18 protein-coding genes, 1 pseudogene and 1 riboswitch are annotated in these 20,595 nt (G+C 69.0%); of the genes and pseudogenes, 10 read left to right on the plus strand and 9 right to left on the minus strand.

What is annotated here, in order from left to right:
- Positions 1 to 42: 42 nt before the first annotated feature.
- A pseudogene (locus QMZ16_RS03675) lies at positions 43 to 1,758 on the minus strand (DEAD/DEAH box helicase); the annotation flags it as partial.
- A gap of 212 nt (positions 1,759 to 1,970) precedes the next feature.
- A riboswitch (TPP riboswitch) is annotated at positions 1,971 to 2,073 on the plus strand.
- 51 nt (positions 2,074 to 2,124) lie between these two features.
- Here QMZ16_RS03675 and thiD point away from each other — a divergent pair.
- The 5 genes from thiD to QMZ16_RS03700 are packed head-to-tail and all read left to right on the plus strand — an operon-like array spanning position 2,125 to position 5,423.
- Positions 2,125 to 2,925, plus strand: a complete 801-nt coding sequence (thiD, locus tag QMZ16_RS03680; protein ID WP_282602179.1) for a bifunctional hydroxymethylpyrimidine kinase/phosphomethylpyrimidine kinase — start codon at positions 2,125 to 2,127, stop codon at positions 2,923 to 2,925.
- Positions 2,918 to 3,886 carry an FAD-dependent oxidoreductase gene (locus tag QMZ16_RS03685; protein WP_282602180.1) on the plus strand — a complete coding sequence of 323 codons (969 nt, stop codon included), beginning with the start codon at positions 2,918 to 2,920 and terminating at the stop codon, positions 3,884 to 3,886. The genes thiD and QMZ16_RS03685 overlap by 8 nt, the downstream gene beginning before the upstream one ends.
- Positions 3,870 to 4,067: a sulfur carrier protein ThiS gene (thiS, locus tag QMZ16_RS03690; RefSeq protein WP_022706837.1), complete on the plus strand. Its 198-nt coding sequence runs from the start codon at positions 3,870 to 3,872 to the stop codon at positions 4,065 to 4,067. Before QMZ16_RS03685 ends, thiS begins: the two co-directional genes overlap by 17 nt.
- Before the next feature lies 1 nt (position 4,068).
- Positions 4,069 to 4,827: a thiazole synthase gene (locus QMZ16_RS03695; RefSeq protein WP_282602182.1), complete on the plus strand. Its 759-nt coding sequence runs from the start codon at positions 4,069 to 4,071 to the stop codon at positions 4,825 to 4,827.
- Positions 4,824 to 5,423, plus strand: a complete 600-nt coding sequence (locus QMZ16_RS03700; protein ID WP_282602233.1) for a thiamine phosphate synthase — start codon at positions 4,824 to 4,826, stop codon at positions 5,421 to 5,423. The genes QMZ16_RS03695 and QMZ16_RS03700 overlap by 4 nt, the downstream gene beginning before the upstream one ends.
- 45 nt (positions 5,424 to 5,468) lie before the next feature.
- Here the strand turns inward: QMZ16_RS03700 and QMZ16_RS03705 are convergent, their stop codons facing one another.
- The 6 genes from QMZ16_RS03705 to QMZ16_RS03730 all read right to left on the minus strand — a co-directional run bounded on the left by QMZ16_RS03705 (position 5,469) and on the right by QMZ16_RS03730 (position 13,949).
- Positions 5,469 to 6,242, minus strand: a complete 774-nt coding sequence (locus QMZ16_RS03705; RefSeq protein ID WP_022706840.1) for a MetQ/NlpA family ABC transporter substrate-binding protein — start codon at positions 6,240 to 6,242, stop codon at positions 5,469 to 5,471.
- A gap of 43 nt (positions 6,243 to 6,285) precedes the next feature.
- Positions 6,286 to 6,960 (minus strand): methionine ABC transporter permease, encoded by a 675-nt coding sequence (locus QMZ16_RS03710; protein WP_282602184.1) that lies wholly within the window; start codon positions 6,958 to 6,960, stop codon positions 6,286 to 6,288.
- Entirely contained in the window at positions 6,950 to 8,008 is a 1,059-nt protein-coding gene (locus tag QMZ16_RS03715; protein WP_282602185.1) for an ATP-binding cassette domain-containing protein, read from the minus strand. The genes QMZ16_RS03710 and QMZ16_RS03715 overlap by 11 nt, the downstream gene beginning before the upstream one ends.
- 202 nt (positions 8,009 to 8,210) lie before the next feature.
- Positions 8,211 to 10,037, minus strand: a complete 1,827-nt coding sequence (locus QMZ16_RS03720; RefSeq protein WP_282602186.1) for a response regulator — start codon at positions 10,035 to 10,037, stop codon at positions 8,211 to 8,213.
- The gene (locus QMZ16_RS03725; protein WP_040595715.1) at positions 10,027 to 10,890 is read right to left on the minus strand and encodes a CheR family methyltransferase; all 864 of its coding nucleotides are present in this window, start codon (positions 10,888 to 10,890) and stop codon (positions 10,027 to 10,029) included. Before QMZ16_RS03725 ends, QMZ16_RS03720 begins: the two co-directional genes overlap by 11 nt.
- Positions 10,887 to 13,949 carry a response regulator gene (locus tag QMZ16_RS03730; RefSeq protein WP_282602187.1) on the minus strand — a complete coding sequence of 1,021 codons (3,063 nt, stop codon included), beginning with the start codon at positions 13,947 to 13,949 and terminating at the stop codon, positions 10,887 to 10,889. Before QMZ16_RS03730 ends, QMZ16_RS03725 begins: the two co-directional genes overlap by 4 nt.
- A 270-nt stretch (positions 13,950 to 14,219) precedes the next feature.
- Here QMZ16_RS03730 and QMZ16_RS03735 point away from each other — a divergent pair, with 270 nt between their 5' ends.
- The 5 genes from QMZ16_RS03735 to QMZ16_RS03755 all read left to right on the plus strand — a co-directional run bounded on the left by QMZ16_RS03735 (position 14,220) and on the right by QMZ16_RS03755 (position 19,171).
- The gene (locus QMZ16_RS03735) at positions 14,220 to 14,966 is read left to right on the plus strand and encodes a CDP-alcohol phosphatidyltransferase family protein (protein ID WP_022706846.1); all 747 of its coding nucleotides are present in this window, start codon (positions 14,220 to 14,222) and stop codon (positions 14,964 to 14,966) included.
- Positions 14,963 to 16,522 carry a sulfatase-like hydrolase/transferase gene (locus tag QMZ16_RS03740; protein WP_282602188.1) on the plus strand — a complete coding sequence of 520 codons (1,560 nt, stop codon included), beginning with the start codon at positions 14,963 to 14,965 and terminating at the stop codon, positions 16,520 to 16,522. Before QMZ16_RS03735 ends, QMZ16_RS03740 begins: the two co-directional genes overlap by 4 nt.
- Complete coding sequence (locus QMZ16_RS03745; protein WP_282602189.1) at positions 16,519 to 17,373, plus strand: lysylphosphatidylglycerol synthase transmembrane domain-containing protein; 855 nt, start codon at positions 16,519 to 16,521, stop codon at positions 17,371 to 17,373. Before QMZ16_RS03740 ends, QMZ16_RS03745 begins: the two co-directional genes overlap by 4 nt.
- Positions 17,370 to 18,422 carry a glycosyltransferase family 4 protein gene (locus tag QMZ16_RS03750; protein ID WP_282602190.1) on the plus strand — a complete coding sequence of 351 codons (1,053 nt, stop codon included), beginning with the start codon at positions 17,370 to 17,372 and terminating at the stop codon, positions 18,420 to 18,422. The genes QMZ16_RS03745 and QMZ16_RS03750 overlap by 4 nt, the downstream gene beginning before the upstream one ends.
- A gap of 62 nt (positions 18,423 to 18,484) precedes the next feature.
- The gene (locus QMZ16_RS03755) at positions 18,485 to 19,171 is read left to right on the plus strand and encodes a fumarylacetoacetate hydrolase family protein (RefSeq protein ID WP_022706850.1); all 687 of its coding nucleotides are present in this window, start codon (positions 18,485 to 18,487) and stop codon (positions 19,169 to 19,171) included.
- Positions 19,172 to 19,174: 3 nt separating this feature from the next.
- On the opposite strand, the gene phoB is transcribed toward QMZ16_RS03755, so the two are convergent.
- Both phoB and phoU read right to left on the minus strand, forming a co-directional pair.
- Complete coding sequence (gene phoB / locus QMZ16_RS03760) at positions 19,175 to 19,864, minus strand: phosphate regulon transcriptional regulator PhoB (RefSeq protein WP_022706851.1); 690 nt, start codon at positions 19,862 to 19,864, stop codon at positions 19,175 to 19,177.
- A 3-nt stretch (positions 19,865 to 19,867) separates the two neighbouring features.
- Positions 19,868 to 20,581: a phosphate signaling complex protein PhoU gene (phoU, locus tag QMZ16_RS03765; RefSeq protein ID WP_022706852.1), complete on the minus strand. Its 714-nt coding sequence runs from the start codon at positions 20,579 to 20,581 to the stop codon at positions 19,868 to 19,870.
- Between the last annotated feature and the right edge of the window lie 14 nt (positions 20,582 to 20,595).

Raw genomic sequence — 20,595 nt, forward strand, 5'->3', positions numbered from 1 at the left:
CATCGTCGAAGCAGCGGCTTACCAGGCTTTCTTCGGACCCTTGCGATGGGGCTTCTTGCCCTCGCGGCGGGGGCCGTCCTTGCCCGGTCCCGGACGGCTGTTCGGCCGCTGGAATTTCGCGGGCTTGCCACCCGGCGCTCGGCGCGCCTCGGGGCTCAGGTCGGGCTCGCCCTCCATCCGCAGCATCGTGATCTCGTCGGTCAGCTCGGATGCCTCGCCAAAGCGCTTGGCGTCCTTGGCCGCGATCTGGACATAGCTGTCGTCCTGACGGATGCGGATGGCACCGATGGATTCACGGCCGATCCCGCCGGCATCGCAGATCTTGGGCAGCAGCCAGCGCGGTTCGGCGCGGCCGGTATGGCCGACCGTCAGGCGGAACCAGACCGAGGGCCCGATCTCGCGCGCGGGGCGCGGCTCGCGCGGTTCGCGGGGTGCGCGCGGGTCCGAGGAGTTGCGCGGCTGGACCGGCGTCACCTCTTCGGGGGCCGGACGGCCCTCGCGCCACAGGCGCAGGATGCCGGCGGCCAGCGCCTCGGGGGTGAAGCGCTCCATCAGATTGGCGATATGCGCGGCATCGTCGCCGATCGGATCGTTCAGCGCGGGGCTGTCCAGAAGGCGGGCCTCGTCACGGGCCTCGACCTCTTCGGCGGTGGGCGCGGGGCCCCATTCCGCGACGACGCGGGCACGCTGCAGCAGGCGCTGCGCGCGCGACTGTTCCGACACGGGCACGATCAGGGCGGACACGCCCTTGGCCCCTGCCCGACCCGTGCGGCCCGAACGGTGCAGCATGGTTTCGGGGTTCGTCGGCAGATCGGCGTGGATCACCAGCTCCAGACCCGGCAGGTCGATGCCGCGCGCGGCCACGTCGGTCGCGATGCAGACGCGGGCGCGTCCGTCACGCAGCGCCTGAAGCGCGTGGTTGCGTTCCTGCTGGCTCAGCTCGCCCGACAGGGCGACGGCCTTGAAGCCGCGGTTCGACATGCGCGACAGCAGGTGGTTCACGTTCGCACGCGTCTTGCAGAAGATGATCGAGGTCTGAGCCTCGTGCAGGCGCAGCAGGTTGAAGATCGCCGGTTCGCGGTCGCGGCCGCTGACCGTGATCGCACGATAGGAGATGTCGCCGTGCTGGCGGGATTCGCCGATGGCGCTGATGCGCAGCGCGTCGTTCTGGAAGTCGCGGGCCAGCGCCTCGATCGCGGGCGGAACCGTGGCCGAGAACATCAGCGTGCGGCGGCTTTCGGGCGCGGCACCCAGGATGAACTCCAGGTCCTCGCGGAAGCCGAGGTCCAGCATCTCGTCGGCTTCGTCCAGGACGGCGACCTTCAGCGCGGTCAGGTCCAGGCCCCCGCGGTCGATATGGTCGCGCAGACGGCCGGGCGTGCCCACGACGATCTGTGCGCCCTGCTGCAGCGCGCGGCGCTCGTTGCGGTAATCCATCCCGCCCACGCAGGTCGCGATGCGCGCCCCGGCATAGAGCCAGCTGAGTTCGCGCGCCACCTGCAGCGCCAGTTCGCGCGTGGGCGCGATCGCCAGCGCACGCGGCAGCGCGGCCTCGGGCAGGGTGTCGTTCTTCAGCACTTCGGGGCCCATGGCCAGGCCGAAGGCTACGGTCTTTCCCGAACCGGTCTGCGCGGACACCAGAAGGTCGCGGCCCTGCGCGTCATCCGCCAGGACGGCGGTCTGCACGGAGGTCAGGCTGTCATAGCCCTTTTCGGCCAGCGCCGCTGCAAGCGGTGCGGGAATTTTGTGGTCGGTCATTGAAATCGCCAATTGTGGGGGAACGTTCGAACCCCGATGGGTGGCACCCCCAGCCCTTGCGATCCGCCCCAAGCCAAGGGGCCATCGCGCCTTGGACATGCGGCACCGAAGCGCGCCTTCTAGGGCGGGCGGGCGGCAAAGTCCATGCCCCATCGGCACCCCGCCGCATTATTTCCCCTTGAAGCGCGCCCGGCCCGGCACTAGCGTCCGCCAGATGACCGTTGGGGTGCCCCGCCATGGGGCTGAGAGGCTGCGTGCCAACCCATCGAACCTGATCCGGTTTGCACCGGCGGAGGGAACGGTTCCGGCCCGCAGGCGCATCTTGCGCAAGGCCCCCCGTCACCCCCGCCCCACCAGGAGGATGACGTGACGACCCCCATTGCCCTGACCATCGCAGGCTCGGATTCCGGCGGAGGCGCGGGAATCCAGGCCGACCTCAAGACCTTCTCGGCGCTCGGCGTCTATGGCGCCAGCGTGGTGACGGCGCTGACCGCGCAGAACACGCTTGGCGTCGGCATGGTCGAACCCGCAAGCCCCGCCATGATCCGTGCCCAGATGTCGGCGGTGCTGGGCGATCTGGACGTGCGCGCGATCAAGCTGGGGATGCTGGGCGATGCCGAGGCCATCGACGCCGTGGCCGCTGAGCTGCCCGACGACATGCCGGTCGTGCTGGATCCGGTGATGATCGCGAAATCTGGGGATGCGCTGCTGCGCCCCTCGGCCATCAGGTCGCTGCGGGACCGGCTGATGACCCGCGCCGATCTGCTGACGCCCAACATCCCCGAGGCCGCCTGCCTGCTGGGCGCGCGCGATGCGACATCCGAGGATGGGATGATCGAACAGGGCCGCGCGCTGCTGGAACTTGGCGCGCGCGCGGTGCTTATGAAGGGCGGGCATCTGGCGGGCGATATCTGCCCCGACCTGCTGATCACCCCGGGCGGCGTCCTGCGCCTCAGCGCGCCGCGCCGCGCCACGCGCAACACCCACGGCACCGGTTGCACCCTGTCGGCCGCGATCGCGGCGGGGCTGGCGCAGGGCAAGGGCATGGCGGAGGCGGTCCGGGCCGCGCATGGCTATCTTCAGGGTGCCATCGCCGCGGCGGACGGGCTGGGCGTCGGCGGCGGGCACGGGCCGGTGCATCATTTCCACGCGGCCTGGCATGGCTGAGATCACGATCATCGGCGCGGGCGTCGCGGGACTGTTCGCCGCCCATGAACTGTCGCGCCGTGGGGCGCGGGTCCGCGTGCTGGACCGAAACGGACCGCCGGGGCCGCATGGCTGTTCCTGGTGGGCGGGCGGAATGCTGGCCCCGGACTGCGAAGGTGCGACGGCGGAACCCGTCGTGACGCGCCTTGGGCGCGAGGCTGCCGCCGCCTGGGCGCGCGTCACCACCGTCACCCATCGCGGCACGCTGGTCGTCGCGCTGCATCGCGATCGTTCCGAGCTGGACCGCTTCGCCCGCCGGACCGAGGGCGCGCATCGGCTGGACGCCGAAGGCATCCGGGCCTTGGAACCCGATCTGGACCACCGCGACGGGCTGCATTTCCCGGACGAGGCCCATCTGGACCCGCGATCCGCGCTGGCGGACCTGCTGGCCGACCTTGACCGTCGCGATGTGGGCGTCGAACGGGCCGAGGCCACCCCCGAGGATATCGCGGGCACCGTCATCGACGCACGCGGCATGGCCGCCCTTGGCCTGCGCGGCGTGCGCGGGGAAATGGTCGTCATCCGCAGCCCCGAGATCGCGCTGACGCGCCCCGTGCGGCTGCTGCACCCGCGCCACCCGCTCTATGTCGTGCCGCGGGGCGACGGGCGGCTGATGCTGGGGGCCACCCAGCTTGAAAGCGCCTCTTGCGGTCCCATCCACGTGCGGTCGCTTCTGGAACTGCTGTCGGCCGCCTATGCGCTGGACCCCCGCCTGGCCGAGGCCGAGCTGGTCGAGACCGGCGCCGACCTGCGCCCCGCATACCCCGACAACATCCCGCGCGTGACGCGCAAGGGCCGCATCCTGCGGCTGAACGGCCTGTTCCGGCACGGCTTCCTTCTGGCCCCCGCCCTTGCCCGCCAGGCCGCCGACCTTCTGCTGAACGACACGAAAGGAGAACTCGTCCATGAGGATCGAGGTTAACGGAGAGCCGCACGACATCGCCGCCCCCACGCTTCTGGACGCGCTTCGGGAACTGGGCTGGGCCGAGGCCCGCGTCGTGACGGCGGTGAACGGCGATTTCGTCCCGCTGTCGGCGCGCGCGGCGCATGATCTGCGCGACGGCGACCGGATCGAGGTCCTGACCCCGATGCAGGGGGGCTGAGATGCTGTTCTATGGAACCGAGCTGTCGTCGCGTATGATGCTGGGAACGGCGCAATACCCCTCGCCCGCGATCATGGAGGACGCGTTCCGCCGCAGCGGCGCGTCGGTCGCCACCGTGTCGCTGCGCCGCGAGGGCGGGCGCGGCCAGGGCTTCTGGGATATCGTGCGCGACTTGGGCGTGCATCTACTGCCGAACACCGCCGGATGCCACAGCGCCAAGGAGGCCGTCACCACCGCCCGCATGGCCCGCGAGATGTTCGAGACGAACTGGATCAAGCTGGAGGTGATCGGCCATTCCGACACGTTGCAGCCCGACCCGTTCGGCCTGCTGGACGCCGCCGAAACCCTGTCCGCCGAAGGGTTCGAGGTCTTCCCCTATACCACCGAGGATCAGGTGCTGGCGCAGCGCCTGCTGGATGCGGGCTGCAAGGTGCTGATGCCCTGGGGTGCGCCCATCGGGTCCGGGCTGGGGCTGAACAACCGCCACGGGTTGCGGATGCTGCGCGCGGCCTTTCCCGACGTGCCCATGGTGATCGACGCGGGCCTCGGGCTGCCCAGCCACGCCGCCGAGGCGATGGAGATGGGCTTCGACGCGATCCTGCTGAACACCGCCATCGCGCAGGCGGGCGATCCCGCGTTGATGGCCTGCGCCTTCGCCCGCGCGGTCGAGGCCGGTCGGATGGCCCGCGATGCGGACCCGATGTCGCCGCGCGACATGGCCGTCCCCTCGACCCCCGTCATCGGAAAGGCATGGCTGTGACACTGTCGCGCTTCTATCCCATCTTCGACAGCGCGGACTGGCTGGAACGCGCCCTGCCCCTTGGCGTGCGGCTGGTGCAGCTGCGCCTGAAGGACCGCCCCGACGCCGAGGTCCGCGACCACCTGCGGCGCGGCCTCGCGCTGGCGCGGGATCATGGCGCGACGCTGGTGGTGAACGACCACTGGCAGGCGGCGATCGACCTTGGCGCAGACTGGATCCATCTGGGACAGGAGGATCTGGACGAGGCCGACCTGCCCGCGATCCGGCGTGCCGGGCTGCGGCTGGGCGTGTCCACGCATGACCGCGCCGAGCTGGACCGCGCGCTGGCGCTGGCGCCCGATTACATTGCGCTCGGGCCGGTCTGGCCGACGATCCTGAAGAAGATGCGCTGGCACGAACAGGGCCTGGGCAAGGTCGCCGAATGGCGCAGGCTGGTGGGCGATCTGCCGCTGGTGGCCATCGGCGGGCTGAACACCGACCGAGCGCCGGACGCCTTCGCGGCGGGGGCCGATATCGTCTCGGTCGTGACCGACATCACGCTGAACCCCGACCCCGAGGCCCGCATCCGGCAATGGCTGCGCGTCACGGCGCAATGAAAAGGGCCGCCCGGAAGGGGCGGCCCTGTCGTCATGCGTCGCGGCTTACCACGAGGTCAGCACGGCGCCCTCGTATTTCTCGTCGATGAAGGCCTTCACCTCGGCGCTCTGATAGGCCTCGACCAGGGTCTTGACCCATGCCTCGTCCTGGCGACCGTCCTGCACGACCAGGATGTTCACGTAGGGGCTGTCCTGCTCCATCGCGATGGCGTCGTCCTTGGGCGACAGGCCCGAGGCCAGCGCATAGTTCGTGTTGATGACCGCGATGTCGGCATCCGCCAGCGCACGGGGCAGCTGCGCCGCGTCCAGCTCGAGGAACCGCAGGCCCTTGGGGTTGTCCTGAACGTCCAGCGGGCTGGGGACCAGGCCCGTGCCCTCGGCCAGGGTGATCAGGCCCAGATCCTGCAGGATCAGCAGCGCGCGGCCACCGTTGGTCGGGTCGTTCGGGATGGCGACCTGCGCCCCTTCGGGCAGGTCCGCGATGTCGGTCAGGCTGTCGGAATAGACGCCCATCGGGGTGGTGATGGTGGTGCCCACCTCGACCAGCTCGAACCCGCGATCCTTCATCTGGTTTTCCAGATAGGGGCGGTGCTGGAAGCTGTTGGCGTCCAGGTCGCCATCGGCCAGCGCCTGGTTCGGCACGACATAGTCCGAGAACTCGATGACCTCGATGTTCAGGCCCATCGGCTCGGCCACCTTGGCGACCTCTTCCATGATCTCGCCATGTTCGCCGGGCGAGACGCCGACCTTGATGTCCTCGGCCATGGCGGCGGCGGCGCTGAGGGCAAGTGCGGAAGTGAAGGCAGTCAGACGCAGCATCGGATTGGTCCTTTCTTGTCTGCGGAAAACGGGTCGCGGGGCCTTAATGGCCACGATTGCGGGCGGCACGGCGATCCACGCGGGCTGCAAGGCGTTCGCCAAGCGACTGCACCAGCTGGACCAGCACGATCAGGATGACGACGACGGCCAGCATCACCTCGGGCATGAGGCGCTGGTATCCGTAGCGGATGCCCAGATCGCCCAGGCCCTGCCCGCCGACGGCACCGACCATCGCGGAATATCCGATCAGGCTGACCACGGCCAGCGTCAGCCCAAGCGTGATCGCGGGCAGCGCCTCGGGGATCAGCACCTTGCGGATGATCTGGAAGGGCGTCGCGCCCATCGCGCGGGCGGCCTCGATCAGGCCGGCATCGACCTCGCGGATGGCGTTTTCCACCAGGCGCGCGATGAAGGGGATGGCGGCGATGGTCAGCGGCACGATGGCGGCATCCGTCCCGATCGAGGTCCCGACCATCATCCGCGTGAAGGGAATGATCGCGACGACCAGGATGATGAAGGGCACGGACCGGGTGGCGTTCACGACCAGCCCCAGCACCCAGTTGACCCAGGGGCTGCTAAGCAGTTCACCCCGCTGCGAGGTCGCCAGATAGACCCCGAGCGGGAGCCCCCCGAGCGTGCCGAGAATGGCCGACAGCGCCACCATGTAGAGCGTCTGCAGCGTGGCATCCCATAGGATGGGGATCAGGTTAGCGGACATGGCCCAGCACCTCCGTCAGAAGTCCGTGACGTTCGAGATAGGCGCGCGCCTCGTCCGCCCGCCCCGCATCGAGCGATATCAGCAGGTTGCCGAAGGGATGGGTGCCCACCTCCTCGATGGCGCCCGCCAGGATGTTGGCCGAGATGCCCAGTTCCGTCGCCAGAAGCGACAGCATGGGATCGGTCGCGTGGGTGCCCGCGAAGGTCACGCGGATCACGGCCTCGGACGGGCCGTCGGGGCGTTCGGGCAGCAGGCGGTCGGCGATGAAGGCCGGAAGCGTCGCGCCGGTGACGCCCGACAGGAAGGACCGCGTGGTCGCATGGGCGGGACGGGTGAAGACCTTGTGCGTCTCGCCCGCCTCGACGATGCTGCCGCCCTCGATCACGGCCATGTGGCTGGCGATGTCGCGCAACACGGCCATCTCGTGGGTGATCAGCAGGATGGTCAGGCCCAGATCGCGGTTGATGCGGGCCAGCAGTTCAAGGACCGTCTGCGTGGTCTCGGGGTCCAGCGCGCTGGTCGCTTCGTCCGACAGCAGGACCTTGGGGTCGGTCGCAAGGGCGCGGGCGATGCCGACGCGCTGCTTCTGCCCGCCCGACAGTTCGGCGGGATACCGGTCGGCCAGCGCCTGCAGGCCCACCTGCTCGATCAGTTCGTCCACGCGGGGACGGATCTTCGCGCGGGGCGTGCCCGCGACCTCCAGCGGCAGGGCCACGTTGTCGCGCACGGTACGAGAGGCCAGCAGGTTGAAGTGCTGGAAGATCATGCCGACATCGCGGCGGATGTGGCGCAGCGCCGACCCGCGCGCGGTGCCCACGTCGCGGCCCGCGACGGTCACGCGCCCGTCGGTCGGGCGTTCGAGGCCGTTGACCATCCGCAGCAGCGTGGACTTGCCCGCCCCCGAGCGGCCGATGATGCCGGTGATGCTGCCCTGCGGGACCGCAAGGTCGATGCCCGACAGGGCGGTGACGCGGGTGCCGTCGCCCTTGGGAAATGATTTGCCGACCCCCTCGAACAGGATCGCGGCGTCTTTGGTGGTGCTGCTCATACTGGTCCCGTTCAGACGGTGTCGCGCGATAGGCGCAGATGCCCGAAAGGCGGCGAAGGTTCAAGCCCGCCCGCCCCCGCGCGCAAGGCCGTGACGGGAACGCGCGGACCGGGCGTCGGTTCGCGCCGGAACGACCGACCGCCCGCGGGTGCGGCCAGCGGACGAACGGACCGGACGGGGCCGCGCGGGCGGAACGGTGTTCTTATTCCGCGGCGGTCGCGCTTGGGGCGGCCAGCAGGTCGTTCAGCACGCTGCGCAGGTGATCGGGACGGAAGGGCTTCTCGATCAGGGGTGCGTCGTCATGCCCGCGCGGCAGGTGTTCGCGCCCGTATCCCGACAGGAAGCAGAAGCGCACACCGTCGCGCGACAGGAGGTCCGCGACCTCGTCCACCGGCTGCCCCTTGAGGTTACCGTCGAGGATCGCAAGATCGACCTCGACCTGGCCCGCCATCTCCAGCGCCTCGGGGACGGTGCGGGCGATGCCCACGACCTCGGCCCCGGCATCCTCCAGCTCGTGGCGCAGGTCCAGCGCGACCAGCGGCTCGTCCTCGACCAGCAGGATGCGGCTTTCGCCCAGGGATTGCGCGCGGCAGGGTGCGGGCGCGGCCTCGGCGGGCTGGGGCTTGTCGGGGGCCTGATGGGGGCTGACCCCTTCGGACAGGCGCAGCGTCCAGATCACGCCCTCGGGGCGCCAATCGACGCTGACGGCACGCGGATCGCCCCCGCCGACGGCAGTGATCAGCGTCGTGCCGAAGCCCGAACCGGCAGGCGCGATCACGGGCGGGCCGCCCTCTTCGCGCCATGTCAGCGTCAGGTGCCGGCCATCCAGCCGCCATTCCAGGTGCACGCGGCCATCGGGGACCGACAGCGCGCCGTATTTCGCGGCGTTCGTGCCCAGTTCGTGCAGCGTCAGCGCAAGGCGCAGCATGGTCTCGGGGGCCAGTTCCACCGAGGGGCCCGCGCTGTGCAGCCGGTCGCCGTCCAGCGTGCCCGACCTGACCTGATCCTCGACCAGCTGATCCAGCGGCGCGCTGGCCCAGGTCGCGTCCGACAGGATCGAATGCGCCCGCGACAGGGCCTGCAGGCGACCGCCGAAGCTCTGCTCGAATTCGGGGAGGCTGCCCGCCTGACGCAGGCTCTGGCGCGAAATGGCCTGCACGTTGGCCAGCGTGTTCTTGATGCGGTGGTTCAGCTCCCCGATCAGCAGCGAACGGACCTCCTCGGCCTGCTTGCGTTCGGTGATGTCCAGGATCTGCAACGACAGCGACGGACCCGATCCGTCATCCAGAACCGAGCCATAGACCTCGCAGGGGATCGGCCCCAGGTCGGCGTGATCCAGCTGCAGCTCGGTCGAGAAGCGCGGCGCCTGTTCGTCGGCCGCGGCCAGCCATTCGGTCAGCTGGCGGGCGCCGTCATCGTCCAGCCAACCGGTCCGGTTGGCGGATTGCCCCAGCATCTCGGAAGAGCTGCGCCCGAAAGCGCGTTCGGCACCCTTGGACCATGCCCGCACCTGAAGATCGGGGGCCAGCGCCACGAAGGCCAGCGGTGAATTGTCTACATGCGCCCGAAGCTGGGCCGCGACCTGGTCGCGATGCCGAGCGATGGCCTGCATCTCGTCGCGCTGGCGCAGCAGGTCCTTGGCCTGCCGACCGATGCGGTAGAAGACCTCGGCCTTGGATTTCAGGATCACCGGGTCAATCGGCTTGAAGATGTAATCGACCGCGCCCGCCTCGTAGCCGCGGAAACGGCGGGCCTCGTCCATCTCGGCCGCGGTGACGAAGATGATGGGCACCCCCCGCGTGCGCTCGGTCGCGCGCATCAGCTCGGCCAGCTCGTAGCCGTCGGTGCCGGGCATCTGCACGTCCAGGAAGGCCAGCGCATAGTCGTTGACCAGCATCAGCTCCAGCGCCTCGGCGGCCGATCTTGCCTGGTCGACCACCAGCCCGTCGCGTCGCAGCAGCGCCTCGAGGGCCGCGATGTTCTCGGCGATGTCGTCGACGATGAGGAAGCGGATCGGTCTATCGGGCATGGCTCGTCTCGAGTTGGGGGCTGCGGCGCCAGATGCGTTGGGATTCGTCGAAGGGCTGGAAGACCGGCGCATGGGACGAGAAGCGAAGCGTCTCGTGCGCACCCAGCCCGAGGAACCCGCCACGGGTCAGCGCCTCGGAGAACAGGCCGATGGCCCGGTCCTGCAGGGCGCCGTCGAAATAGATCAGCACGTTGCGACACGAGATCAGGTGCATCTCCGAAAACACCTGGTCGCTGGCAAGGTTGTGTTCGCTGAACAGCACGCGCTGACGCAGCCGCCGGTCGATGGCCGCGCGGCCATAGGCGGCGGTATAGTAGTCCGACAGCGACCCCCGCCCCCCCGCCTGCTGGTAATTGCGAGAGAAGACCGCAAGCCGGTCGATGTCATAGACACCGGCCTCGGCGCGCAGCAGCGCGCGGCGGTTGATCTCGGTCGCGTAGAACATCGTGCGGTCCAGAAGCCCCTCCTCGTGAAAGAGGATGGCCATGGAATACAGCTCCTCTCCGTCCGCGCAGCCCGCGATCCAGACCTTGAGCGAAGGGTAGGTCTGCAGATGCGGGATCACCTCGCGGCGCAGCGACAGGAAATAGGACGGGTCGCGGAACATCTCGCTGACCTGCACGGTCATGGCGTCGATCACCTCGGGCAGGACCGATGGGTCGTGCAGCACCCTGCCCTGCGCCTCGGACAGGGTGGCGCATCCCAGCCTTTCGCGCGCGATGTCGGCGCGGCGCGCAAGCGAGGCGCGGCTGTAGGCGCGAAAGTCGAAATGGTGGCGCCGGTGCAGCGCCTCCAGGAACAGGTCCAGTTCGATCCCCTCGGTCGGGGTGGCGGGAACGGGATCGATGCTCATCGCGGCATCCATACGCGGACCAGCGACAGCAGCTTGTCCACGTCCAGGGGCTTGGGCAGGTAATCGTTCGCGCCCGCCGCAAGGCACTGGTTCTGGTCCTCGGCCATGGCCTTCGCGGTCAGCATGATGATGGGCAGGGTCTTCCAGCGGTCGATCCGGCGGATCTCCTTGGTGGCGGTCAGGCCGTCCATCTCGGGCATCATCACGTCCATCAGCACCAGGTCGACCGAGGGCGCGCCCCCGTCAGCCACGCGCCCGAGCGCCTCCAGCGCCTCGCGGCCGTTCCGCGCGATCTGGACGGTCGCGCCGTGCGGTTCGAAGACGCCGGTCAGCGCATAGACGTTGCGGATGTCGTCCTCGACCACGAGGATGCGGCGGCCTTCCAGCTGGGCATCGCGGTTCAGCGACTGGGCCAGCATCTCCCGCTGCTTCTCGGGCAGGTCGCTGACGACCTGGTGCAGGAACAGCGTCACCTCGTTGATCAGGCGCTCGGGCGATTTGGCGCCCTTGATGATGATGGACTTGGAATAGCGGCGCAGGCGCTGTTCCTCGGTGTCCGACAGGGCGCGGGCGGTATAGACGATGACCGGCGGGAAGGAGGCCATCCCGTCGCCGTCAAGCTGCTGCAGCAGATCGAAGCCGGACGCGTCTGGCAGCGTCATGTCCAGCACGATGCAATCCACCGTCTGGCTGCGGCAGACCTCCAGCGCCTCGGCGGCGGTGCCCGCGCCGATCGTCTCGACCTCGTCGCTGGCCAGAAGCGCGCGCAGACCCTCCATCTGGGCGGGGTCGTCCTCGACGATCAGCACGCGGCGCATCCGGCTCTCGAGCCGCGCCTCGAGGTTGCGGATCGCGCTGGCCAACTCGGCCCGCTCGACGGGTTTCAGCATATAGCTCATGGCACCCTGCGCCAGCGCCTCCTTGGTGCGGTCCTCGGCTGACACGACATGCACGGGGATGTGCCGCGTGCGGGTGTCGCGCTTCAGGCGGTCCAGCACCGACAGGCCGGAATGATCGGGCAGGCCCATGTCCAGCACGACCGCGTGCGGCAGGAAGTGACGTGCCGCGCGCACGGCGTCGTCGGCCCGTCCCACGCAGACGGCGCGGAAGCCCAGTTCGCGCGCAAGGTCCAGCAGGATCTGCGCGAAGACCGCGTCATCCTCGACCACCAGCATCACGCGGTCGTCGCTGCCCGCGATGGCGCGGTCGTCCTCGACCCCGGGCAGGGCGTCGAACATCAGCGGATCGCCCTGCGGCTCGGTCTCGAATGTGGGGGCATCGCGGCGGCGCGGGGCGGGTGCGGGCGCGGCCTGCTGGCGCGCGGGCGTCGCGGGCAGGATCAGCGTGAAAGTGCTGCCCTCGCCCGGGGTGCTGTCCAACGTGATGCGCCCGCCGAGCAGGTCCGCCAGTTCACGAGAGATCGACAGCCCCAGCCCCGTCCCCCCGAACCTGCGAGAGATCGTGCCGTCGGCCTGCCGGAACGCGTCGAACACCGCCTCGTGCTGGGCGGGGTCGATGCCGATGCCGGTATCCTTGACCGCGAAGGCGATTTCCTGACCGCGCTTCGAGATGTCAAGCGTCACGCGCCCCTTCTCGGTGAATTTCAACGCGTTCGAGATGAAATTGCGCAGGACCTGTTCCAGCCGCGTTCGGTCGCTTTCGAATTCGACCATGTCGGGGGCGATCTGTGCTGCGACCTGCAGACCCTTGGCGCGGGCCTGCGCCTCGAAGCCGCGCATCAGCTTGTCGGCCAGCTGGGCGGGGTCGATATGGTCGCGCGCCAGGTCCAGCTTGCCCGCCTCGATCTTGGACAGATCCAAGATGTCGTTGATCAGCGCCAGCAGATCCTTGCCCGAGCTTTCGATCGTCTCGGCCCAACGGACCTGTTCGTCGGACATGTTGCGGCCGCGATTCTCGGCCAAAAGACGCGACATGATCAGCAGCGCGTTGAGGGGCGTGCGCAGCTCGTGCGACATGTTGGCGACGAATTCGGACTTGTAGCGGCTCTCGCGCTCAAGCTCGGATGCCTGATCCTCGAGCATGCGGCGCGCGCCCGCCAGCGCGTCGCGCTGTTCTTCCAGTTCCTGCGTCTGGCTTTCCAGCTGGGCGTTCTGCTGTTCCAGTTCGGCCTGCTGGGTCTCCAGCCGCTGCTGGCTGTCCTGCAGGGCGCGGGTCTGTTCCTCCAGCTCCTCGTTGGTGGCGGCAAGTTCCTCGGTATGGCTGCGCAGTTCCTCGGACTGGCGGCGCGTCTCCTCCAGCAGTTCCTGGACCTGTTCGCGGATCAGCGCGGTGCGGATGCCGATGCCCAGCTGTTCGGAAATCAGGTCCGCCAGCTCGTCCAGCCGTCCCGAGGGCAGCTGGTCCAGCCCCAGCTCGATCACGCCATTGACCTGTCGGCCATCCTTCAGCGGCACCAGCAGCGTATGCGGCGAACGACCCCGCGCCAGCCCGGATCCCCAGCCGAGCGCCTCGGACGGGGCCAGCTTCAGCGTCAGCGGAACGCCTTCGGACACGCAGCGCGCCAGATGCCCGCCCGACGGCATGATCTTGTCGGGCAACGAGGTTTCGTCCACCCCCCAGCCCGAGGCGCGCTCGAAGATCCCGTTGCGACGGATATATACGACGCCCGCCAGCGCACCGATGCGGGGCGACAGGGTTTCCAGCACGCGGTGCGACAGCTTGTCGGGCGACAGCTCTCCCTCGATCGCGCGGGCAAGGTCGATGCGGATCTCGTTGACCCATTCGTCGCGCATCAGGCGCACGCGGTTGCGGATCAGCGCCCGCCCCACCACGCCGAGCGTCAGGAAGATCGCCGCCGCCATCGTCCGGTTCGCCATGGCCAGCCGCGGATCGATCCCCGAGCGGTCCGCCGCAAAGCCATAGACCATTCCCGCGCAGGCGATGACCGCGACGACCGGCGGCAGCCAGGCGCGTTCACTTGCAAAGGACAGGGCCAGCGGCACGGCATAGCCGAGCCAGACGGCGGTCCCCAAAGGCACGTTGGGCTCGAACGCCAGAACGACGACGAGCGAGGCAAGGACCATCGCGAAGATGGTCATATCCTTGGAATTGACGGACATTCCTGACTTCTCAGCCTTTCGAGACAAACCGCTGCAAAACGCAAACTCGTGGCGAACGGTTCGGTTCAACGGAAAGTGAAGTTTTTCTGAAGGGAAAGCGGACCCTGCCCGCGCCGAATGCATATAAGCCTTGGTGGGAATTGTCAAAATCCGCGCGGAAAGGTCGCAGGAAAATCGCACCCCTGGGGCGGAACGCCCGCCCGCGGGTCGCGTTGGCCCAGACTGTCATCCGAATGTCAAAGGTCGTTCATGCCCATCCTCTCGGCTCCGCTTGCGTCCTATTTCCAGCGCCCCGCCCTGCGGGCCACGGGGGACGGGCGATTGCCGAAGGGGCTGCCGGTCGCGGTCGTCGCGGGGGTGATCCTAACCTGGGCAGCCTCCGCAACGGTCGGGGCCGCCGCCACGGCGTGGGCCGGTATGGTCGGCTTCGCCATCGCCGCCGCGGGGATCGCGCAGCTGATGCGATGGCACTATCCGCACCGCGCCTTCGGGGGCTGCAATACCGTCACGCTGATGCGCGTCGCGCTGACGGCGGCGCTGATTTCGGCCCTTGCCGGGGGGCAGGCTGCTGGCTGGGCCGTTGCCGTGGTGGCGTCGGTCGCCCTGACGATGGACGGGCTGGACGGCTGGCTTGCGCGCCGCAGCGGGCTGTCATCGGATTTCGGCGCACGCTTCGACATGGAGGTGGACGCGGCCCTGGCCTTCGTGCTGTCGTTGCACGCGATGCTGGGCGGCCCCATCGGCGCCGAGGTGCTGTTCCTCGGGGTCATGCGCTATGCCTTCGTGATCGCGGGCGTCTGCCATCACGCCTTCCGCCAGCCCTTGCCGCCCAGCTTCCTGCGCAAATGCATCTGCGTGCTGCAACTGGGCACCCTGATCCTGCTGCAGCTGCCGATCCTGTCGCCCGATGCCGCGATCATCATCGGTCGCGTCGCCGCCGGTGCGCTGATATGGTCCTTCGGAACCGATGCGATCTGGCTGTGGAGACATCGTTGATCCGACGGGCTGCCCCGCTTCTGATTTCGGCACTGCTGCTGCACGCGATCGCGGCCCTGCCGTCATCGCCCGGCGCGATGCGCATCGACGCCTGGCTGCGCCCTGCCCCCGAATTGCTGGTCCTGCTGCTGATGCTGGTCCTGCTGGGCGACCGTGCCGCCTCGCGTGCCTTGCGCATGGCCGCGACCGTCACCATCGGCGTGCTGAGCATCCTGAAACTGGCCGATATCGCCATTCAGATGGCACTGGGGCGCAGGTTCAACCTGGTCGCGGACATCCCGCTGATCGACGCCTCGGTCCGGTTGATCGCGGGCGCGGTCGGGCGGATCGGCGCGGTGCTGCTGGTCGTTGCCGCGATCCTTGCGGCCTTCGCGATCTTCCGGTCGCTGTGGTGGGCCCTCGGGCGCTGGTCGCGGGCAGGCGTTCCCGCGGCGATCCCCGTGATCGCGCTCGCGGGTCTGACCTTGGCGATGAACCCCGCGCCGATGCTGTGGAACTATGGCGCAGGCCAGATCCGCACCGCACGCGCCACCACGACCGAGCTTGCGAAGTTCCGCGAGGCCGCCGCACAGGACGACGCTGCCCGCATCGACCAGCCCTTCGGCCTGATCGACCGCGACGTGATCGTCGTGTTCATCGAAAGCTATGGCAGGGCCAGTTTCGACGTGCCGCGATATGCCGCGACCCATGTGCCGATCCTGCGCGATGCGGCCGCCGATCTGGACCGTGCGGGCCTTGCCATGCGCTCGGGGTTCCTGACCTCGCCCACGCATGGCGGCCAGAGCTGGCTGGCCCACGCGACCTTCGCGAACGGTCTGCGGATCGAGGGGCAGACCCGCTATCGCGCGGCGCTGGCAAGCGGGCGGCAGACCCTTTTCCACATCGCGCAGGATGCCGGGTTGCGGACCGCCGCCGTGATGCCCGCGATCACCCGCCCTTGGCCCGAGGCCCGTGAAATGGGCTTCGATACCGTGCTGGACGCGAAGGCTTTGGACTACAGGGGGTTGCCCTTCAACTGGGTCACGATGCCCGACCAGTTCACGCTGGCCGCGATGGACCGCAAGCTGCGCGGCAGCGACGACGCGCCGCTTCTGGCGCAGGTGGCGCTGATATCATCGCACGCGCCATGGACGCCGATCCCGTCGATGATCCCGTGGGACCAGGTCGCCGACGGACGCGAATTCGACGAGATGGCCCGCAGCGGCGATACGCCCAAGACCGTCTGGCGCGATCGCGAACGCGTCCGGGAACAATACGGCAAGTCCATCGACTATGCCCTGCGCGCGGTCACGGAATATGCGGCGCTGCGTGCCGAAGACCCGCCGCTGCTGGTGCTGGTGGGCGACCACCAGGCGGCAAGCTCGATCGGGTTGGATGAACGCCACGAGGTGCCGATCCATGTCATCGGCCCCGACCACCTGGTACGCCGAACTGCCGAATGGGGCCTGACCCCCGGCCTGATCCCCGAAGCGGGCAGCCCCGCCATCCCGATGGAGGAGATGCGCATGAACATCCTGCGCAGCTTCTCGGGGGATGCGGGCAGGCCGCGGTCATGACCATGGCGCGGGCGCTTCGCATCATCGTCGCGATCGCGATTCTGTCGGCCCTGTGGTGGGGTCTGGACGGCCAGCGCGCATTGGGGTTGCTGGCCGCCGCCGATCCGCGCTGGCTGGTGGCCGCGCTGGCCGCGCTGAGCCTCCAGACCCTGCTGTCGGCTTGGCGCTGGCAGATCACCGCGCGGTTCTTCGGCCAGACTATCCCGCTGCGGGCGGCGGTCGCGGAATACTACCTTGCGCAGATCGTGAACCAGTCGCTGCCCGGCGGGATCGCGGGCGATGCGGGCCGTGCCTATCGCGCGCGTCACGACGGCGGGCTGCGCCGCGCAGGCAGCGCGGTCGTGGTGGAACGCGTTCTGGGTCAGGTCGCGCTGCTGGCCGTGCTGGTGGCGGGGCTGCCGCTGCCCTTCGGCCCCGATCTGCCCGCCACGCTGCACCGCGCCATCCTGATCGGCGCGGTGATCGCAGGCATCGCGCTGCTGCTGTTGCCGCGCCCCCCGCTGAAACCCCGCTTCGTCGCGCATCAGGTGGTGCTGAACCTGGCAATCACCGCGCTGAACATCGCAGGCTTTGCGATGGCCGCCCGCGCGACGGGCAGCATCATCGCACCCGCTCAGGCGATGGTCCTTGTGCCGCTGATCCTGCTGACCATGATCCTGCCCGTCACCATCGCGGGCTGGGGACTGCGCGAGGGCGCGGCCGCCGCGCTGTTCCCGCTGATCGGCGCCTCGTCCGAAGCGGGGCTGGCGGCCAGCATGGCCTTCGGGCTGGTCTTTCTGACCGCGACACTTCCCGGCATCGCGGTGATCGGCCGCGATACCGCAATCGCCCTGACCCGGACGAGGATATGACCACAAAACTACCCGCGACCTTCGTTCTCCCCGGAGACATCACGACGCTGACCGGAGGCTATCTCTATGACCGGCACCTGGTCGATCATCTGCGCCTGCAGGGGCGCGAGATGCAGGTGCTGTCCCTGTCCGACAGCTTCCCGACGCCCGATGCCGACCAGATGGACCGGGCCATGCAGGCGCTGGCCGACATCCAGCAGGACCGCGTGGCCATCGTGGACGGGCTGGCCTTCGGGGCCATGGACACCGCGCGGCTGGCGCAGGTGCGGGCGCCGCTGGTCGCGATGATCCACCACCCGCTGGCGCAGGAAAGCGCCCTGCCCCCCGATCTGCGCCAGCACCTGTACCAGACCGAGCGTGCGAACCTTGCGCTGGTGCGCCACATCCTGGTCCCCAGCCCCCATACGCGGCAGATGCTGGTCGAGCGCTATGACGTCGCGCCGGATCGCATTACCGTCGCGCGTCCCGGCACCGCCGCGCGGGCGACGACGCCCGCTCGGCCGCAGGACCCGCCGCTGATCCTGTCGGTCGGCATCCTGCATCCGCGCAAGGGGCACGACCTGCTGCTGGCCGCACTGGCGCGGCTGCGCGATCTGGACTGGCGCGCGGTGATCGTGGGCAGCCCCTGGGACCGGGATCACGCGCGGATGCTGGCCGATCAGGTCGCGGGCGGCTGGCTGGCCGACCGGGTCGAGCTGGCGGGCCGGGTCGATGACGACCGGCTGCAATCGCTCTATGGCGCGGCGGGGATCTTCGCGCTGGCAACCCGTTACGAGGGTTACGGCATCGTCTTCGACGAGGCGCTGTCCCATGGCCTGCCCATCGTCAGCACGCGGGTCGGCGCGGTGCCCGATACCGTTCCGCGTGATGCGGGCATCCTTGTCCCGCCCGAAAACATCGCGGCGCTGACCGAGGCGCTGCGCGACCTGCTGACCGACCCCGCGCAGCGCAAGGCCCGCGCGGATGCCGCGTGGCAGGCGGGGCGCGACCTGCCCGGCTGGGACGACACCGCGAGGGTCGCGGCAGGCGTGCTGGACGCCATCGGCTGAGCCTTGCGACAGCGGCGCGATCGTGCATGGATGCGCGGGACCAAGGGATGAAGGGGATACCGATGGACCAGCCGCAATACGTGATCACGCCGCCCGCGCAGGCCAGCGCGCCCGTTCTGGGCAGCAGCGCGCGCTTTCCCGTGCGCCGCATCTTCTGCGTGGGCCGCAACTATGCCGACCACGCCCGAGAGATGGGGCACGACCCGGATCGCGAACCGCCCTTCTTCTTCACCAAGCCCGCCGACGCGCTGCTGACCGATGGCGCCGACCTGCCCTTCCCCTCGGCGACCGAGGATCTGCACCACGAGGCGGAGCTGGTCGTGGCGCTTGGCCAGGGCGGACGCGACATCGCGGTCGAGGATGCCGCGGGCCTGATCTGGGGGGCTGCCGCCGGGATCGACTTCACCCGCCGCGACCTTCAGGCCGAGGCCAAGCGCATGAGCCGTCCATGGGACATGTCCAAGGGCTTCGACCATTCGGCGGCGTTGGGCGCGCTGACCCAGGGGCCCGCCCCCGAAAAGGGCCGCATCTGGCTGAGCGTAGACGGAGAGATGCGCCAGGATGCCGACCTGTCGGACCTGATCTGGTCCATCCCCGAGGTCATCGCCCACCTGTCGCGCCTGGTGGCGCTGGCACCGGGCGACCTGATCTTCACCGGCACGCCCGCGGGCGTCAGCGCCGTCACGCGCGGTCAGCAGGTCAAGGTCGGCATCGAGGGGCTTGCCCCCCTCGATACCAGGATCGTCTGAGGATCAGCCGAGCGAATAGCCCGTTCCGCGCACCGTGCGGACCGGGTTGTCGCCGCCGTTCTGCATCAGCGCCTTGCGCAGGCGGCCGACATGCACGTCGATGGTGCGGGTATCGACATAGATGTCGCGCCCCCACACGCGGTCCAGAAGCTGCTCGCGCGTCCAGACGCGGCCGGGCTTCTCCATCAGGGTGGACAGAAGGCGGAACTCGGTCGGGCCAAGGTGGAGGGGCGATCCGGCGCGAAAGACGCGATGCTCGGCCGCGTCCAGCAGGATGTCCCCGAAGCTGAGCCTCTCGCCCATGCTGGCCGGGCGCGTGCGGCGCAGCTGCGTGCGCAGGCGGGCCATCAGCTCGACCACGGAATAGGGCTTCACGACGTAATCGTCGGCGCCGGTTTCCAGGCCGCGAACGCGGTCCACCTCTTCGCTGCGGGCCGACAGCATGATGATGGGGATCTGGCGGGTGGCGGGATCGGCCTTGACCTGGCGGCAGACCTCGATCCCCGACACCTTGGGCATCATCCAGTCCAGCACGATCAGGTCGGGATTTTCCTCCTGCACCAGAAGCAGCGCGTCCTCGCCATTGTCGGCGACGACAACCTCGAAGCCCTCGGCCTCGAGGTTGTATTGCAGAACCTCGCGCTGCGCGCCCTCATCCTCGACGACCAGAACACAGGGGGCCTGACGCGTCATGGATCAGCCCTCTTCCGCGATCATGGGAACGCTGCTGGCCTTGGGGCGGGCATCCTCGGGGATGTCGCCCGTCACCAGATAGATGACCTGCTCGCAGATCGAGGTCGCGTGGTCGCCCATGCGCTCGACGTTCTTGGCGATGAAATGCAGGTGCATGCAGGCCGTGATGTTACGCGGATCTTCCATCATGTGGGTCAGGAATTCGCGGAACAGGGCGTTGTACATCTGGTCGACTTCCAGGTCGCGCTGGCGCACGTCCTCGGCCAGGTCGGCGTCGCGGCGGATATAGCTGTCCAGCGAATCCTGCAGCATCTTGTTGACCGCCCCGCTCATGCGGCGAAGGGCCATGCCGGCACCCTCGATGGGGGGCATCTGCGACAGGACGCTGGAGCGCTTGGCCATGTTCTTGGCGAAATCGCCCACGCGTTCCAGCGAGGCGGCGATCTTCATGACGGCCAGGACCATGCGCAGGTCGGTCGCGGTGGGCGCGCGCAGGGCGATCAGGCGGGCGGCGTCCTCGTTGATCTGGATTTCCAGCGCGTCGATGGCCTTGTCGCGGCGGCGGACATCCTCGGCCAGGTCCTCGTCGCGGGAATCCAGCGCGGTGGCGGCGTCGGTGATCGCGGCCTCGACCATGCCGCCCATCTTCACGACCAGCGCCTGGATGGTTTCCAGGTCGCGGTCGAATGCGGACGAGATATGCTTGTCGCGGTTCATGTGCTGTCCTTTCG

The organism is Paracoccus sp. PARArs4 (genome assembly GCF_947311865.1).
In the GTDB taxonomy this organism is placed as follows: domain Bacteria; phylum Pseudomonadota; class Alphaproteobacteria; order Rhodobacterales; family Rhodobacteraceae; genus Paracoccus; species Paracoccus zeaxanthinifaciens.

Coding starts and splice junctions, on each gene's coding strand:
- QMZ16_RS03685 (WP_282602180.1), top strand. CDS start 2,918: ATGGCTGAGATCACGATCATCGGCGCGGGCGTCGCGGGACTGTTCGCC.
- thiS (WP_022706837.1), top strand. CDS start 3,870: ATGAGGATCGAGGTTAACGGAGAGCCGCACGACATCGCCGCCCCCACG.
- QMZ16_RS03695 (WP_282602182.1), top strand. CDS start 4,069: ATGCTGTTCTATGGAACCGAGCTGTCGTCGCGTATGATGCTGGGAACG.
- QMZ16_RS03705 (WP_022706840.1), bottom strand. CDS start 6,242: ATGCTGCGTCTGACTGCCTTCACTTCCGCACTTGCCCTCAGCGCCGCC.
- QMZ16_RS03710 (WP_282602184.1), bottom strand. CDS start 6,960: ATGTCCGCTAACCTGATCCCCATCCTATGGGATGCCACGCTGCAGACG.
- QMZ16_RS03715 (WP_282602185.1), bottom strand. CDS start 8,008: ATGAGCAGCACCACCAAAGACGCCGCGATCCTGTTCGAGGGGGTCGGC.
- QMZ16_RS03720 (WP_282602186.1), bottom strand. CDS start 10,037: ATGCCCGATAGACCGATCCGCTTCCTCATCGTCGACGACATCGCCGAG.
- QMZ16_RS03725 (WP_040595715.1), bottom strand. CDS start 10,890: ATGAGCATCGATCCCGTTCCCGCCACCCCGACCGAGGGGATCGAACTG.
- QMZ16_RS03730 (WP_282602187.1), bottom strand. CDS start 13,949: ATGACCATCTTCGCGATGGTCCTTGCCTCGCTCGTCGTCGTTCTGGCG.
- QMZ16_RS03735 (WP_022706846.1), top strand. CDS start 14,220: ATGCCCATCCTCTCGGCTCCGCTTGCGTCCTATTTCCAGCGCCCCGCC.
- QMZ16_RS03745 (WP_282602189.1), top strand. CDS start 16,519: ATGACCATGGCGCGGGCGCTTCGCATCATCGTCGCGATCGCGATTCTG.
- QMZ16_RS03750 (WP_282602190.1), top strand. CDS start 17,370: ATGACCACAAAACTACCCGCGACCTTCGTTCTCCCCGGAGACATCACG.
- QMZ16_RS03755 (WP_022706850.1), top strand. CDS start 18,485: ATGGACCAGCCGCAATACGTGATCACGCCGCCCGCGCAGGCCAGCGCG.
- phoB (WP_022706851.1), bottom strand. CDS start 19,864: ATGACGCGTCAGGCCCCCTGTGTTCTGGTCGTCGAGGATGAGGGCGCG.
- phoU (WP_022706852.1), bottom strand. CDS start 20,581: ATGAACCGCGACAAGCATATCTCGTCCGCATTCGACCGCGACCTGGAA.